This window comes from Flavobacterium chilense (assembly GCF_001602525.1).
Taxonomy (GTDB): Bacteria; Bacteroidota; Bacteroidia; order Flavobacteriales; family Flavobacteriaceae; genus Flavobacterium; species Flavobacterium chilense.
The window spans coordinates 148,511-164,826 of record NZ_LSYT01000007.1 but is presented as its reverse complement, the minus strand read 5'-3'; the positions used below and the strand labels follow the sequence as shown (position 1 = coordinate 164,826).

Genomic DNA, 16,316 nt, shown 5'->3' with positions numbered 1-16,316 from the left:
TTTTATATTTTTACCCAACTTGTTGGGATTATGTCATTAGTATTTATTGAATCGTCATTAAACCAAAGTTTTGGGGCAATTACAGTTTTATCAGGATTTGTATTAAGCCATGCCCCCCACCAGCTAAAACTGCTATTAGCTATAATGTTGTGTTTGCAAGATGCCATTAATTTTAAATCTTCAAAATTTGTTGAAGCATCATTAAAATCAATAAATATAGTTTCTTGTTTTGTTGAGAAATTTGCTTTTACCCAATCCATATCATCCGAAAAAACAAAAAAAACAGGATTACTAATCTTACTTTGAATTATCTCTAAAGCTTTTTTATAATATTCATCTTTGCTTGTATTGTGCAACGAATTATTTAAATAATCCCCTCTTCGAATATGTATTGAAACAGAATTTACAGATTCAATTTTTGCAATTGCTGCTTTAGTATCTTTTTTTAATGATGTACGTAATTCAAAATCTTCCCGAATTTCTTTTTCGTACTTTATAAAATATTTCTCTGACTGAAAATAACCTTCCAGAAATATAATATCTCCTTTTAGATTAATCAGATCAGGGTTATATCCAAAATCTTTTTCTTTATAAAAAGTGTATTTTTGATAAAAGCTTTTTATTTTCCTTAAATATCTATTGGGCTTTTTATAGGTTTTAGAAATAACATTAAAATGATTTAATGCATAGTTATGCAGCTTATAGCTCTCAAATTGCGATACATCGATAAAGAACTTTTGCTTTGTTTCTAATGCCAAAACTTTAGCTGCTGCATATTGAAACAACTGATTTCCCAAGCCGCCTATTAACTGAACTACGATCATTTATTTTTTTAATAAATTTTCAATAATTAATAAATCTTCCTCAAGAAGTTCAGGATAATTTCCGCAATAAAATCCATTTGCATGCATCATATCTGCTCCAGGCATATCATATAATTCGTTTACATATTTTTTATAAAAAGGCTGCTCTTGCATATTTCCTGCTATCATGGGTCTAATTTCGACTCCAGCCTCTGTAAATTTATCCAGATAATATTGTCTTAGTTCCGGCGTTTTACAAACAAATGGAAAAGCGAACGTAGACAATCTGTTTATATGATTATGCTTTAGATATACAAAATCTGAATTGTCTTTTATAATATTTTCTATACGCAAATAATTTTGCTCTCTTTTACTGATATTTTCTTCTAAAAATTGCATTTGATATTGCCCCAGAAAGCCTGTAATTTCAGTAGGTCTAAAGTTATATCCCAGATCATAGAAAGTATATTTTGCTTGAAATTCTGACTTAATATCAAATTTTCCTCTCCATTTTTCTTGTTGTTCAGCAGTAAGATTTCTATCCCAACCATTTGCCCTTACAATTCTAAGCATTTCGGCAAAATCATCATCACTTGTACAAACCATTCCTCCTTCTATAGTTGACATATGATGGGCAACAAAAAAAGAAAAGCTTCCACCAATTCCAAAATTACCAGCAGTTCCCTCTGGAAGTTCAGTACCTAATGATTCGCAATTGTCTTCTATTAAAATAATATTTCTTTCATTACAAATTTCTTTTATAATGTCTATATCTCCTGTAAAACCAAGAATATTTGTTATAAACAAAGCCTGTAAATCTGTGGTTTTCAATCTTTCCAGAAGATGATGCGACATAGTATTCAATGTATCCGGTTCGCAATCGAGTGCAACAGGAACCATTCCTAACTGAATAATTGGCATTGTATTAGTTGACCAGGTTAATGCTGAAAAGGCTACTTTGTCACCGTCTTTGAGCTTTCCTAAATTTTTTAAGGCTTGTAACATTGCTAAATTTGCGCTACCACCACTGTTAAATAATATCGCATGTTTGCACTTTTGGTATTGCGCAAATTTATCTTCGAATTTTTTGCACTCAATATCCATACTTAATCTGTCAGCATTAAGAATGAAATCAGCCAAGGCTTTTTTAGTTTGTTCTTCTTTAAGAAATGCTTTTCGCATTAAGGGTATTTTCATTTTTTAATTTTATTAAAATATGGTTTTTCTAAGTATTCATAAATATAAATTGACAATAAAACGGCAAAAGAAAATGATATTATATATTCTAAAATCATTGACATAAAACTAGATGTATTTAAATACATCATCAATTTTGGAGTAAGATTTAGTTTTGTAATTACAAAGCAATGAATAATATAAAAAGAATAACTAACCATTCCTAATAATTGCATAAAGCTGTTAACTAACAAAAACTCCAGTCTATTTTCTTTTATTAAATTACCAAGAATTATCAAGAAAAAACCAACTTGAACTGTTATATAAAATAATGCGCTATAGAGTTTGCTTGTTGTAACAGATGTTACCCAATTAAAGTTTAGCCAACCATACATTTGAAAAAAGATGATAAAAAAACCTATGATAACAATCAATTCTTTGTATTTTAGTAGAAACTTAGATTCATTGATTTTTGTATGATATTTTGCCAAAAGAATGCCAAAAAAGAAACCTAAAAATCTAATAGGTTCTTCTATTATATGCTGATCAATAAAAAAATGAATGAAGAGGATTGATATAAATATTAATAATAAAAACAGAGCACTTGTGGTAATTTTATTTGGAAGTATAATATATAATATCCCTGCTAAAATATAAAAATACATTTCGTAAACCAATGACCATGTGACAATTACAATACTTGAACTTGAATTAAAAATATTTAAAAAAAAAATATTGTCTAAAATAATTTTTATATTAAATCCATTATAAATTATAAAAGGGATAATTAAAATAAAAATAACCACAGGCAATAATCGAGAATATCTTTTACCCATAAATTGTATAAAAGATATTTTATTATCATCATTAGTTAAAGATTTGTAAATTAAAAATGAACTAATTAAAAAAAAGCAATCTACGCCAATATGACCGGAATGCAAAAATTTAATAATTGGCTTAAAAACAGAATCCTGACTTAGATAGTAATCTTTCTTTTGAAATTTTCCAAAAAAATGAACACCAAACACTAATAAAATAGCAAAACCTCTTAGTCCTTCAATGAAAGAATATTTATTGGTATTTGAGGTTAATTTTAGGGCATTATTAATCATTTCAATTTTTTATAGCTTTCTATTACCTCTTCTATACCTATTTCTAAAGATTTAACAGGCTTAAAACCTTCTTTTATCATATTTGAAACGTCCATACATTTTTGAATCATTCCGTTTGGTTTAGTATCATCCCACAAAATTTCTCCCGAGTATTCTACTTTTGAAGAGATTAAGACAGCTAATTCTTTTATACTAATATCAGTTCCGGGGCCTATATTAATGAAATCCGGAGAATTATAATTTTCGAAAAAGTATAAAATTGCCTTAGAAAAATCCTCTACATGTAAAAACTCTCTTCGTGCAATTCCGGTTCCCCACAAAGTAATTGAGGAAGCATTCCCATTTTTTGCATCTACAAACCTCTTTACTAATGATGACAAAACATGTGCATGATTAAGATCAAATGTATCGTTTGGCCCATATAGATTACTCGGAATTAAACTAATTCCATTAAAACCATATTGCTTATTATAACTTTCTAATAATTTAATTCCCGCAATTTTTGCAATTGCATATCCTTCGTTTGTTGGCTCCAGCTTTCCATCTAAAAGATATTCTTCTTTCATAGGTTGTGGAGAATTAGCAGGATATATGCAAGAACTTGCAATGAACACAAACTTTTTCACTTTGTATTTATATGCCGAATTTATAATATTAGACTGCATCATTAAATTATCGTACAAAAAAATTGCCGGATTATCAATATTAGCCTTTATACCACCAACCTTTGCTGCAATATGAATTACATATTCTGGTTTTTCTTTTTCAAAAAAAACATCGACTTCTTGTTGATTGATTAAATCTAAAGTTTTGTGTGTAGATGTTATTATGTTAGAATATCCGTTTTCTTTAAAAAAATCTAAAGTTATACTACCCAACATTCCTGTATGACCTGTAATATAAATTTTGGCGTTTTTATTTATCATCTTGCTCAAATAATCTTGTTAGCTCTAATTTTTCTATTATCGTTCTGGCTTCATTTAAATCTTTAGACCACCAATCAGATTCCCGAATGCTCTCTATTATTAAATCCGTGAATCTCATTTTAATAAATTTTGCAGGAGCTCCCGCTACAACTTCAAAGGGTTTTACATCTTTGTTTACAAATGAATTTGCACCAATTACTGCGCCATCTCCTATAGTAACACCTCTTCTTATAACTGAATTGGTACCAATCCAGACATCATTTCCAATTACACATTCTTTTTCAGTTAGTGTTTTCCAAGCATTTTTATAAAAAATGCTACTTGTAGAAACTCTGTTTATTTTATGTTCTCCTATACCAATACTAACATTACCAGCAATAGAGCAGTATCTTCCGATTTTTGATTTGGTTATTATACTATTAAATCCAATATAAGTATATTCCCCAATTTCATTTTCACCACTTAATATTACCGAAGACATAATTTCGACATTATGAAATTTACCCTGATTGGGGTTGGCTAACAAATTCTCTCTTTTAGCAAACCTGCGATTAACAGCTCTATAAATACGCTTTAATACTTTCTTCATCTTACTAAAACCCTTTTTACTTTGCTTAAGAATCGAATCAAAACACTCCTTTTATTTATCTCAAATTCAGATCTAATTTTTACAACATCTTTTTTTGAAAGTATACTCTTCTTTTCTAATATTTTAATCAAAAAAGGAAAAAGATTATCTCTATGAAGGCTTTCAATTGATTCTTTTTTAAGTAGTTCTAATCTTTTTTCAAATTCATCTTGCTCTATTGCATCCTCAATTATTTTTACACTTGATTCAAAATCGTCTATATTAATTCGGATAAAAGATTCTTTATTAACTATACTTTCTAAATTAGGGCAGCCATAATAAAATGGTAAAGTATGGGTATACAAGCAATCAAAGAATTTTTCGGTAACCCAATCGTCACAATAATCATTTTCTATTGCTATTGAATATTTATAATTTGCCAAAACATCCCATTTATCTTCAAAATCTGTAATACCTCTACCATAAACATCTAGCTGATCTCCAAAATATTCCTTAAGTTTCTTAACAAAGTCGACTCTTTTTCTGTGTCCTTCTGTAAAGGCTTTGTTAGAAGAAATAACCGAAATTAATTTTGTTTTATTTGGCGTTTCTAAAGATTTTAATTCATCAAAAGATTTCCCTATGAACCAAGGATTTGCATTATGTGAATAAATAACATTTTTATGTTTTATCTCTTTTTGTACGGTAATAATTGTACCAAATTGATCTAAGAATTTTTGAGTGAACTTAGGGCTTGTATTATAACATTCTCCCGGAATAAAAATTACATTCTCAGGATCACATTTTACAATTTCCGTTTTTATTTTATAATCAGTATATACAATCCAAAAATCACATTCTTTTATAGTATCATCAATAACAAACTTATAGCCTCCCCAAACTTGAGAGAAATTTGGAGTTTGCCTAAAAAGAGGCCAATCGTAATTAAATGTTAGTTTAACGATCTTCATTGCCTACAATTTTTTTCCATTCTGGATTTAAAAAGAAAAGACCAGCTGCTCTTGGCAAACTTCTTATAGTATATTTACCTCCATCGATAATTTGAAAAGACAGTGCATTTTCAATACTATCAAATATCTGATGTCCAGTGGTCGTATTACTTGTAAAACTTATTGTATACATACCAGGAAAAAGTCTTATGTCTTTTATAGTAACGACATACTCTTCTTGCTTTTCTATATGAATTAACTCAAAATTTGAATCTCTTCCCATGATATGAAATATAGGCATTTCGTCTGAAGATCTTATTTGGATTCCTATTTCAGATTTTGATTCGTTAGCGTTGTTTTGCAATCTGAATTTAATTTTTAAATCATCTCCGATAGAAAACTCATGATTTAATGAATTGCTCTGATCTCTAATCTCTGCAGAAATAAATTCTATGTTTCTACTACCGATTCGCTTTGTATCTGAATTAAAAATAACAGTATGTCCTGTAGAATTATCATTGCTTGAATAAATATCTAGTGCTTCATCGATATCCCCATTAAATTTAATTTTACCATTTTCGAGCACAATCCCTCTGGTACACAAACTCTTAACAGCAGCCATATTATGACTCACAAATAAAACGGTTCTCCCTTCCCCTTTAGAGATATCCTGCATTTTTCCAATAGCTTTTTTCTGAAATTCGGCATCTCCAACTGCCAGAACCTCATCTACAACTAATATTTCAGGTTCTAGAAAAGCTGCTACGGCAAAAGCTAAACGTACAGTCATTCCTGAACTATATCTCTTAACGGGTGTATCAATATATCGTTCACAACCTGAGAATTCAATAATTTCATCCAATTTTGAAATAATTTCTTTTTTGGTCATTCCCAAAATAGCGCCATTTAAGAAAATATTTTCTCTTCCGGTCATTTCCCCATTAAATCCTGTACCAACTTCTAATAATGAAGCTATACGACCACGAGATTTTATGCTTCCTGTGGTGGGAGCTGTTACTTTTGAAAGTATTTTTAAGAGGGTAGATTTTCCTGCTCCATTTTTACCAATAATCCCCAAAACTTCTCCTCGTTCGACTTCAAAATTAATATCTTGTAAAGCCCAAACATAATCTGAATTACCTTTGGTTGAGCGATCATTTGTTTCACCTATTTTTAGATAGGGATCCTCTTTCCCTCTAATCTTATGCCACCAACGATTGATGTCATGACTCAGGGTTCCTGTACCCACCTCTCCTAAACGATATTGTTTAGAAATATTTTCAGCTTTTAATATTGTATCTTTTTCCAATTGTTGTTGTAATAGTAGAAAGGGTAAATTAGATGAATTTTAATATTTTAAGTATTTATTTTCTAAACAGTATCTATAAAACTCTTTTCGGTTTTATTAAAAACTAAAAGTCCGATAAAAAACACTGTAATAGTGACAACAAAAGTATATGACAATCCTAAAATTGAAACTTCTCCAACGTTTAAAAGCATATAACGGGCCGTTTCTATTATATACGCCAATGGATTATATTCGACAAGCCATCCATAACTTGGTAGTTTATCTTTAATTAATTCCATTGGATACATTACTGCTGATAAGTACATCAGCAATTGTATTCCAAAACCTATTAGGTGGCTAAAATCACGATATTTAGTTACCATTGCAGAAATAAGCATACCTAATCCTAAACCTAAAACTCCCATTATAATAATCAAAATAGGAAACAATAAAGCTAAACTATTTAAGCTCAAATCTGCTCCTTGAAAATAATAGAAAATATAAAATCCGATAAAAATTAAAAATTGAATTCCGAATTTAACAAGATTGGAAATTACAACAGAAAGAGGAGTAATAATTCTGGGAAAATAGACTTTCCCAAATATTGCTGCATTTGCCTTAAATGTATCTGATGTTCCTGTTAAACAAGCTGTAAAATAATTCCAAACGGTTATTCCTGCTAAATTAAATAAAAACGGAGGAACTGTCCCGGTGTTAATACCTGCAACATTATTAAAAATTATTGTAAAAGTAACAGAAGTAAATAAAGGCTGAATTAAGTACCAAAGCGGACCTAATACAGTTTGTTTATAAACTGTAATTACATCTCGCTTTACAAAAAGAAATAATAAATCTCTATACTGCCAAACCTCTTTAAGATTTAATGTGAAAAATTTATTTTTAGGGGTTATTTCAAACAACCAATCATTGGGGCTATTGTTGTTCATTTTATATTTTATTACAGCTAAGTTGCAAAAATGTTTTAAGATTATTATTTATTAAGTATTTACAATACCTTTTAATTAACAAGATTTTTATTCGTTTAAAAAATCTATAAAAAACAAAAAGGCGTTTTATAAAAACACCTTTAATTACTATTTTGAAATAAATTTCAATTTATCATAAGAAACTACTTATCTAAAACTTCAAAAGTAGAATTCATACTTTTAAATTCTGGTACTATTTTTTTCATTTTGGCCACAATATCTTCATTGTCATAAAAATCTGCTATTCCAATAAGTTCATCAATTTCAATATGCAAATTTTCATATTCATCTTGTATTTCCTGAGCAATCATAATTTTATTATGATAAGTTGGTAATGTTTTTGAAGTATCATTTAATAATTCTTCATACAATTTTTCTCCAGGACGTAGGCCAACAATTTTAATTTTAATTTCCTTGTCCGGAATAAAACCTGCAAGTTTAATCATTTTTTTAGCTAAATCAATAATCTTTACAGGTTTACCCATGTCGAAAATATAGATCTCGCCTCCGTTACCCATTGCGCCAGCTTCTAAAACTAATTGACAGGCTTCTGGAATGGTCATAAAATAACGAATAATATCCTGATGCGTTATGGTAACTGGACCGCCTTCAGCAATTTGTTTTGTAAACAACGGAACTACTGATCCATTTGATCCTAAAACATTACCAAAACGGGTTGTAATAAACTTAGTAACGCCTCCATTATTATTCTCTTTTTGATTTTTCAAAAATAAAGATTGAACATATTTTTCTGCTATTCGTTTACTAGCTCCCATTACATTGCTAGGATTAACCGCTTTATCTGTTGATACCATAACAAATTTCTTGACATGATATTTGCATGATAAATCAGCTAAGTTTTTAGTTCCTTTAATGTTAGTTTGAATGGCTTGTGATGGATTTTCTTCCATCAAAGGCACATGTTTGTAAGCTGCAGCATGAAAAACAACATGCGGATTATAATTTTTGAAAACTTTTTCTAAAGCTTTTTTACTTCTCACATCCGCGATAACAGCTGTAATCTTTGCCTGTGAACCTAAAGTTAGAGTTTCCAGACACAAATTATGAAGAGGTGTTTCGGCATGATCAAGAATGATAACCATCTTTGGATTAAATCCAAGAACCTGTCTTACTATTTCACTTCCTATTGATCCTGCTGCTCCTGTAATAAGAACAGTTTTATCTTTTAACTGCTTAGAAATTGACTTACTATCAAGAACTATTGGCTTTCTTTCTAATAAATCTTCAATTTGAATGTTTTTTACTTTTTGAGAAATCTCTTTTTGATTTTCCCAATCTGAAATTAGAGGAACAGTATATACTCTATAGTTAAACTCTAAACATTGATCAACAATAATTAATTGTTCTTCTTTAGATAAACTTTTGTCTGCTATAATAACACCTTCTGCAGCAACAGAACGCATTAAAGCTGGTAGTTTTTTTCTTAAAATCAAAATTGGCAAATCTAACATTCTTTTAGACGCATTCTGATTATTTTTATCTACGAACCCTACTATTTTAAATCGTGAAGGAGTTTCGAATTTCAATGCATTCGCTACTGAAATAGCATTCGCATCTGTTCCATAAATTACGGTTCTGATTAATTTAGAATTTGTTTTCTCTGAAAAGTATAGTTCAAAAGTTTGTTTTACAATAACGCGATACAAAAACAAACCACAAAACGATAATACTAAATTGATAAAAAGTGCTGTATTTAAAAAAGCTTTATGACCTGTATACAACTCAAAAACTAAATTAAAAAAAAGAAAAAACACCAAAACTGACATTTGAGAAAACAGTAATTTTATCGCATCAATATAAGATGAGTGTCTAATAATTCCTGAATAAGTTCTAAAAAGCCAGAAGAAAAATATATTTACTACTAATAAACTCCCAACAAAATAAAATTGATGTGATGTGATAATATATCCTAATGCTGTTCCTTCAAACAACATATAGGTAAAAGTAAATGAAAAAATCAGAACCATTACATCAATAGCCACAATTATCCACCTAGGTAGATAACTAAGATTATTTATACTTGCTTTCAAGTTCCTTGGTGAAAAAGAGTTGTGCAACAAAGAAGCTATTTTGGTTTGTTTATCTGTATCCAATTTGGTTAAGTTTAATTTTGTAAACTTTATATGACTTACAAAAATACAAATTAAAGGTTTAAAATATTATTAATATACCCTAAATTAAATTGTGACTCCCTTTTTCTTTTGTTTTAAAAATTCTATTAAATATGTTCCATAACCAGACTTCACTAAAGGCAATGCAAGTTCTTCTAATTGAGCGTCATTAATAAACCCTTGTCTCCAAGCAATTTCTTCAATACATCCCACTTTTAAGCCTTGTCTTTCTTCAAGAACCTGAACAAATTGTCCGGCTTGCATTAAACTATTGAAAGTTCCTGTATCTAACCAAGCAGTTCCTCTACTCAAAATCCCTACCTTTAATTGCTTTTTCTCAAGATAAACTTTATTTACATCTGTAATTTCATATTCTCCACGCGCACTTGGTTGGATATTCTTTGCTATTTCTACTACAGAGTTATCATAAAAATACAAACCAGGAACTGCGTAATTAGATTTTGGTTCTTCTGGTTTTTCCTCAATAGAAATTGCTTTAAAATCTTGATCAAACTCAACAACTCCATAACGTTCAGGATCTGAAACATGATATGCAAACACAACACCCCCTACAGGTTTTGTATTTGATTTTAAGAGTTCTTGCATGTTAGACCCGAAGAAGATATTATCTCCCAAAATTAAAGCTACATCATCTTTTCCTATAAATTCTTCTCCAATTACAAAAGCCTGAGCTAATCCATTTGGAAGAGCTTGCTCTTCATAACTAAATTGACATCCTAAATTAGAACCATCTCCCAATAATTTCCTGAAATTTGGTAAATCATGTGGAGTAGAAATAATTAAAATCTCACTTATTCCTGCCATCATTAAGGTTGACAATGGATAATAAATCATTGGTTTATCATACACTGGCATCATTTGCTTACTCATTGCCAATGTCAATGGGTGCAATCTTGTGCCAGAGCCTCCAGCTAATATAATTCCTTTCATGTACTTTTTAATTTTAGATTCTCAATTTATACTTTCAGATTTATACTTTTTCTTAAAATCTCAATTTAAATCTTAAATCATCTTTTTTATATAAACATTTTTTTTAAACTCTCTTTATAGTTTGGGATGTCCAAATTATAAATTTCTTTGATTTTTTTCTTATCTAATAATGAAAATCCTGGACGTTTTGCAGGAGTTGGATAAGATACTGATGAAATTCCTTCAACATTACAATGGTATCCTCCCAGTTCTTTTATTGTCAACGCAAACTCCCACCAACTTATTTCACCTTCATTTGAATAATTATAAATTCCTGGAGTCCATTTTGATGATTCTAAAATTACAATCATCGCTTGAGCAAGATCTGCAGCATAAGTAGGGGATCCAATTTGGTCATTTACGACACTAATTGACTCTCTTTCCTGCATAATTCGTTGCATCGTCTTTACAAAGTTATTACCGAATTTACTATAAACCCAAGAAGTTCTAATAATAATTGAATTAGGGTTTTCTCTTAAACAAGCAATTTCACCTGCTCTTTTACTTTCTCCATATATATTTATTGGTTTTGTTTCTGCTTTTTCATCTAGGGCAATAGATGAAGTTCCATCAAAAACATAATCTGTTGAAATATGTATTAATTTTACTTTATTTTCTAAGGTATATTTTGCAATTAACTCTACCGCTAGATGGTTAATTCTAAAAGCTAGTTCTTTTTCTGTTTCAGCTTTGTCAACTGCTGTGTAGGCTCCACAATTTAAAACGACATCAGGTCGAATCTCGTTTAATTGAGTTTTAAGCAATTCTAAATCATCTAAGCTAATTTTATTTCTATCTGCAAAAATCCATTCATATTTTGGATAATTTATGGATAAATGTCCTAATTCAGATCCTAATTGTCCATTTGCCCCTGTTACAAGAATTTTTTTCATTAAAATAAGCTGTTACAATTTTCAAAAAAAGAAAGAGTCTGATATTTTTGGGAAACTACAATTACTCTTAAATTGATTCTCCAATAAATATTTAAAAATGAATCGTTAAAATTTAATTTCATTCTTCATGTCTTATATTATAAAATTTATTATATCTATAAATTACTGATACCATACATAACAAAAAAACAAAAACAAGATCTACAAGCGATAACTATCTTTATCATTTTCTATTGAGAGTAAGATATTATGGATTTTTTACAAACAGTATTTTTATAATTTTTTAATTGTTAATTAAAAAACTATAAAATGAAAAGAGTTTTTATAAATATTTCTGTTTCGTGTGTTTTTAGCATTCCAAAAACAAAAATAGGAAAAAGAAAAATAGTTAATAAATTAATTAATCTCAACTTTTTATCATTGATAACAGAATTAAAAGGATAAAGTAATAATGCAAAAATAACATATAGTGAAAATCGAAAAGCAACAATTGGATTTATATAATAACTTACCAGATATATAAAAATCGTTGTTATCAAAATGGGATGGAGCATCTTTTTCTTATAAAATACAAAACCTGTAATAATAAAAAAAGAAATAAATATAAAAAATATTCTATGCATTATACCTATATCAGAAATACCTTTTAAATAAAAACTTATTTTGGTTAATATTGATTCAAAAGCTCCTATGTGTAATAAAAAAGGGCTTATAAAAAAATAAAGTAAGAATACAAATAAAAAAACAAATACTAATAAATTAAAGTAATATTTAGATTTATGAAAAAAAGTAACTAGCAATAAACAACAACTTATATGCATGAATGGAGTAATTAAAATCCAATTAAATTTTTTGTTTCTAAAACTATAATAAAAATACAATGCAAATAGAATATAGGCTGGTCCATTTCTTAGAAGGACAAAAGTCAATATAAAATAATAACAAACAAACAAAATCATTTTTTTCCAAGCTTCTACATCTATTTTTTTTATCAACCAAACAAAAAATGCACTTGAAACCAACCAATTAAACCAATACATACCTAAAAAAACATTTTCCTTTGAATCTGAAAAAAAATTACAAACTGAATATATTGAATACAAATAAGGTTCGTTTAACAGAAAAGAAAGAAAGCCATTAGGTTTGTGAAAAATTTGAAAGTTATAATATAGTAAATAATCATTATTTAAACTGATAGGTATCATTAATCTTAAAGCAATAGAGCTTAAAACAAAACATAAGACAAATAGCTTATTTCTCTTTGAATTTGAACATGTAAGACATGCAAAATAATAAAACAAAAATGTTAAAAATAAAGTACTAAAAATCAATATTATCGGATATAAAAGAGAATTAGGACTAAAGTAATATGAGCCAAAATCCTACTTGTAGTTAATATTTTTATTTCTTTATATCCTTGACCATCATCAATTGCGCCCATTATTTTAGGATCAATAAGAAGTATTAATAATATTGACCCAAACATATTTATAACCTGTGTCAACGAACTTAACATTAAAGCCTTTTGAGGATATGAAAAATTAATATAATATAAGAAAGTTATGCTAATAGAGAATAAAAAACCTGCTATATAATTAATGGAAAACAAAACCCAATCTCCTGAAAATGATATCATTTTTATTCTGGATTGTTTTTCTATTTTTTCAAGTGTAAAAGGTTTGGACCTACCAAAAAAACGGTTTAAAACTACAATAACTTTTAAAGCAAAAAAAGATGTGAATCTATGCGAATAGAGTGGTAACAAAAATAAAATAACTAAAAAATGAGCTAATATAGTAATACCCCAGACCTCATTTTTATCTTTGACAGACTCCGTAACATAAGCCATTATTGGAATAAAAATTAAAATAAATCCACGAGAACAATATTGAAAAATATTTATTAACGATAGTAGATGTCGAACATTCTTACTGTCTTTTATGTAATATTTAAAATGATAAACAGAAACATCAATAAAGATTGAAAAAGCATAAGCTATAGCTGCAATAATAAACATATTTTATCATTTTTAATATTTATTCTGGTTATTGAAGCATTAAATAAATAATCCTATATAATTTTTGGAGTACTAGTTTACGAAAGAATTAGAATTTTAAAAATTATAATTAAAAACCTCTGAGAAAGAAATAATATATTCCAATGATCATCTTTAAATTAAAGATTAAAAAAATCTAACGAAAAAATTATCCAAACAAATTAAATATAGCCTGTTTAATGCGTTCTTTATCAAAATCATTAAGATTAGAGCTAGAAGGCAAACAAAGTCCGTTCTCAAAAAGTTTTTCACTAATATTAGTCCCATAATATGGATATTCTTTAAAGATAGGCTGCATATGCAAAGGCTTCCACAGTAATCTACATTCAATATCTTCTTTATCTAATTCTAATTTAATTTGCTTGTTTGTTATACCTCCTGTTTCATTAGGATTAACCAAAATAGTTGTTAACCAATAATTAGAAAAATAATCATTATTAAGAACTTTAAAAACATAAACCCCATTTATTTCTTGAAATAAATCGTTATAAAAATCATGCATTTTCCTTCTTAAATGAACATAATCATCCAATACTTGAAGTTGTCCCCTACCTATTGCAGCACTAACATTACTCATTCTATAATTATATCCAATTTCATTATGTTGATAATAATGTACACTTTCTTTAGACTGAGTAGCAAGAAAAATAGCCTTATCTTTTAATACCTTTGATTTTGTTACAATAGCTCCACCTCCAGAAGTTGTAATTATTTTACTTCCATTAAAAGAAATAATACTAATATCTCCAAAAGTACCACATTTTTGTCCTTTATAACTACTCCCAAGAGCCTCAGCACTGTCTTCAAGAATTGGAATCTGATATTGATCAGCAATAGCTCGAACTTCATTTATTTTATAAGGAATTCCGTAAATATGAACTGCAATTATTGCTTTAGGCTTTTTCCCCTTTGAAATCCTATCTTTAATCGCTAATTCTAAAGCCCTTGGGCATATATTCCAAGTTTCAGGCTCGCTATCGATGAAAACTGGAATACCTCCTTGATAAATTATAGGATTCGCTGAAGCTGAAAATGTCATTGTTTGACATAGTACTTCATCTCCTGCCATAACTCCTAGAAGAATTAATCCTAAATGAATAGCTGCTGTACCAGTATTTAATACAGCTACATGCTTTGACTCTCCTAAATATTGTTCAAGTTTTTGTTCAAAAAAAGTTAAATTCGGTCCAACTGAAGAAATCCAATTAGTCTCAAAAGCCTCATCAATATATTTCTTTTCATATCCACTTATATGAGGGGCTGAAAGCCAAATTTTTTTTTTATTCATATACAATCAAGAGTTACTTCAGAAAAACAAATTATTTAATTGCCTTTTTGTTAATAAATCGAATTAATATTATTCGGGTTATCAAATAAATTGTGCTTATTAAGACTAAAATACCTACAATCATAAAAGTAGAGAGTTTATTAGTAGAAGCTAAAAGAATCACTATTATATTTATTCCTAATTGCGTAAGAGCATAAACCAGAGAGACTAAAACATGAGAAATCCCTAATTCGTTTGCTAAATATTGGTATAAATGTGTTCGGTGAGCTTCAAATATATTTTCTTTTTTAATTAATCGGTTAGCAATTGTGACACAAGCATCAATACCATATATTGAAAACATCAATATATATCCAATTTGCTGTGTTTCTAAAATTGTTTTTATCATGAAATATGCCAAGAAAACAGCCATACTAATACTTCCAACATCACCTGCAAAAGATTTAGCCTTTTTTCTGACATTAAATATTCCAAAAACTATACATGCAATGCCCATTGAAATTAATACAGATAAGTTAGAATTATTGTTAGGTAAATATGAAAATGAAACAATGGCAACAAATGCATAAAGGACTGTTATTCCATTGATTCCGTCCATAAAATTAAAGGCATTTATCCAACCAATTATTAAAACAAAGACAATCAATAAAACCCAAACTGAGTCATGCAACAAATCTAAATCATAAAAAATCATGAGAAGAGCAAAGCAATGGCATAAAACTCTTGGCAATTGACTTAAAGGCTTAACGTCATCAATAAAGCTTATTACTGCAACTATTACCACTGCTGATGTAAGAGCTGGAGAAACATATCCTAAAAAAAATGCTATAGTGATTGCAATTGGAAAAATTATCCCTCCACCTCTTAATGTAATTAAAGTATGCGAAGAGCGATTATTGGGTTTATCAATAATATTATATCTATCTGCAATTTTAAAATAAAGTAATTCAATGGCTAATAATAAAAAGAAAAATATAATATAAATCATGTTCAATGTTGAGTTTCTAAAAAAGTATTATGGTTTATTATTTTAATTTTATAGTTAAGAGATTTAACAAATATTATATAATCTGATTAGAAAGGATACAGATAAATCCTTTAATTTCAAGGATAAAACTGTTACAAAAATCGAATCTTAAAATCATGTG

15 protein-coding genes are annotated in these 16,316 nt (G+C 28.5%); all 15 read right to left on the bottom strand.

What is annotated here, in order from left to right; translation table 11 throughout:
* Positions 1-2 precede the first annotated feature (2 nt).
* Positions 3-824 (bottom strand): alpha-1,2-fucosyltransferase, encoded by an 822-nt coding sequence (locus A4F88_RS17045; RefSeq protein WP_068843837.1) that lies wholly within the window; start codon positions 822-824, stop codon positions 3-5.
* Positions 825-2,000, bottom strand: coding sequence for a DegT/DnrJ/EryC1/StrS family aminotransferase (locus tag A4F88_RS17040; RefSeq protein WP_245179149.1), 1,176 nt, complete (start codon positions 1,998-2,000; stop codon positions 825-827).
* Positions 1,997-3,091 (bottom strand): acyltransferase family protein, encoded by a 1,095-nt coding sequence (locus tag A4F88_RS17035; RefSeq protein WP_068843836.1) that lies wholly within the window; start codon positions 3,089-3,091, stop codon positions 1,997-1,999. The genes A4F88_RS17040 and A4F88_RS17035 overlap by 4 nt, the downstream gene beginning before the upstream one ends.
* Positions 3,088-4,017 (bottom strand): GDP-L-fucose synthase family protein, encoded by a 930-nt coding sequence (locus tag A4F88_RS17030; RefSeq protein WP_082815795.1) that lies wholly within the window; start codon positions 4,015-4,017, stop codon positions 3,088-3,090. Before A4F88_RS17030 ends, A4F88_RS17035 begins: the two co-directional genes overlap by 4 nt.
* Entirely contained in the window at positions 4,007-4,606 is a 600-nt protein-coding gene (locus A4F88_RS17025) for a CatB-related O-acetyltransferase (protein WP_068843835.1), read from the bottom strand. Before A4F88_RS17025 ends, A4F88_RS17030 begins: the two co-directional genes overlap by 11 nt.
* Entirely contained in the window at positions 4,603-5,556 is a 954-nt protein-coding gene (locus A4F88_RS17020; RefSeq protein ID WP_068843834.1) for a glycosyltransferase family 10 domain-containing protein, read from the bottom strand. The genes A4F88_RS17025 and A4F88_RS17020 overlap by 4 nt, the downstream gene beginning before the upstream one ends.
* Entirely contained in the window at positions 5,543-6,844 is a 1,302-nt protein-coding gene (locus A4F88_RS17015; RefSeq protein ID WP_068843833.1) for an ABC transporter ATP-binding protein, read from the bottom strand. Before A4F88_RS17015 ends, A4F88_RS17020 begins: the two co-directional genes overlap by 14 nt.
* Before the next feature lie 62 nt (positions 6,845-6,906).
* Positions 6,907-7,770: an ABC transporter permease gene (locus tag A4F88_RS17010; protein ID WP_068843832.1), complete on the bottom strand. Its 864-nt coding sequence runs from the start codon at positions 7,768-7,770 to the stop codon at positions 6,907-6,909.
* A gap of 182 nt (positions 7,771-7,952) precedes the next feature.
* Entirely contained in the window at positions 7,953-9,923 is a 1,971-nt protein-coding gene (locus A4F88_RS17005) for a polysaccharide biosynthesis protein (RefSeq protein ID WP_068843831.1), read from the bottom strand.
* A gap of 84 nt (positions 9,924-10,007) precedes the next feature.
* Positions 10,008-10,892, bottom strand: coding sequence for a glucose-1-phosphate thymidylyltransferase RfbA (gene rfbA / locus A4F88_RS17000; protein WP_068843830.1), 885 nt, complete (start codon positions 10,890-10,892; stop codon positions 10,008-10,010).
* 86 nt (positions 10,893-10,978) lie between these two features.
* A complete protein-coding gene (gene rfbD / locus A4F88_RS16995) occupies positions 10,979-11,824 on the bottom strand; it encodes a dTDP-4-dehydrorhamnose reductase (protein ID WP_068843829.1) in 846 nt (281 codons plus the stop codon).
* 302 nt (positions 11,825-12,126) lie between these two features.
* Complete coding sequence (locus tag A4F88_RS16990; RefSeq protein WP_143155041.1) at positions 12,127-12,927, bottom strand: hypothetical protein; 801 nt, start codon at positions 12,925-12,927, stop codon at positions 12,127-12,129.
* 230 nt (positions 12,928-13,157) lie between these two features.
* Positions 13,158-13,841, bottom strand: coding sequence for a DUF2837 family protein (locus A4F88_RS16985; protein ID WP_068843827.1), 684 nt, complete (start codon positions 13,839-13,841; stop codon positions 13,158-13,160).
* Between the two features lie 187 nt (positions 13,842-14,028).
* On the bottom strand, positions 14,029-15,168 hold the full coding sequence (locus A4F88_RS16980; RefSeq protein WP_068843826.1) for a DegT/DnrJ/EryC1/StrS family aminotransferase: 1,140 nt from the start codon (positions 15,166-15,168) through the stop codon (positions 14,029-14,031).
* A gap of 31 nt (positions 15,169-15,199) precedes the next feature.
* Complete coding sequence (locus A4F88_RS16975; protein ID WP_068843825.1) at positions 15,200-16,156, bottom strand: MraY family glycosyltransferase; 957 nt, start codon at positions 16,154-16,156, stop codon at positions 15,200-15,202.
* Positions 16,157-16,316: the final 160 nt, after the last annotated feature.

What these genes read in the sequence shown, in the direction of transcription:
- A4F88_RS17045 (WP_068843837.1), bottom strand. Translation starts at nt 824, where the DNA reads ATGATCGTAGTTCAGTTAATAGGCGGCTTGGGAAATCAGTTGTTTCAA.
- A4F88_RS17040 (WP_245179149.1), bottom strand. Translation starts at nt 2,000, where the DNA reads ATGAAAATACCCTTAATGCGAAAAGCATTTCTTAAAGAAGAACAAACT.
- A4F88_RS17035 (WP_068843836.1), bottom strand. Translation starts at nt 3,091, where the DNA reads ATGATTAATAATGCCCTAAAATTAACCTCAAATACCAATAAATATTCT.
- A4F88_RS17030 (WP_082815795.1), bottom strand. Translation starts at nt 4,017, where the DNA reads ATGATAAATAAAAACGCCAAAATTTATATTACAGGTCATACAGGAATG.
- A4F88_RS17025 (WP_068843835.1), bottom strand. Translation starts at nt 4,606, where the DNA reads ATGAAGAAAGTATTAAAGCGTATTTATAGAGCTGTTAATCGCAGGTTT.
- A4F88_RS17020 (WP_068843834.1), bottom strand. Translation starts at nt 5,556, where the DNA reads ATGAAGATCGTTAAACTAACATTTAATTACGATTGGCCTCTTTTTAGG.
- A4F88_RS17010 (WP_068843832.1), bottom strand. Translation starts at nt 7,770, where the DNA reads ATGAACAACAATAGCCCCAATGATTGGTTGTTTGAAATAACCCCTAAA.
- rfbA (WP_068843830.1), bottom strand. Translation starts at nt 10,892, where the DNA reads ATGAAAGGAATTATATTAGCTGGAGGCTCTGGCACAAGATTGCACCCA.
- rfbD (WP_068843829.1), bottom strand. Translation starts at nt 11,824, where the DNA reads ATGAAAAAAATTCTTGTAACAGGGGCAAATGGACAATTAGGATCTGAA.
- A4F88_RS16985 (WP_068843827.1), bottom strand. Translation starts at nt 13,841, where the DNA reads ATGTTTATTATTGCAGCTATAGCTTATGCTTTTTCAATCTTTATTGAT.
- A4F88_RS16980 (WP_068843826.1), bottom strand. Translation starts at nt 15,168, where the DNA reads ATGAATAAAAAAAAAATTTGGCTTTCAGCCCCTCATATAAGTGGATAT.
- A4F88_RS16975 (WP_068843825.1), bottom strand. Translation starts at nt 16,156, where the DNA reads ATGATTTATATTATATTTTTCTTTTTATTATTAGCCATTGAATTACTT.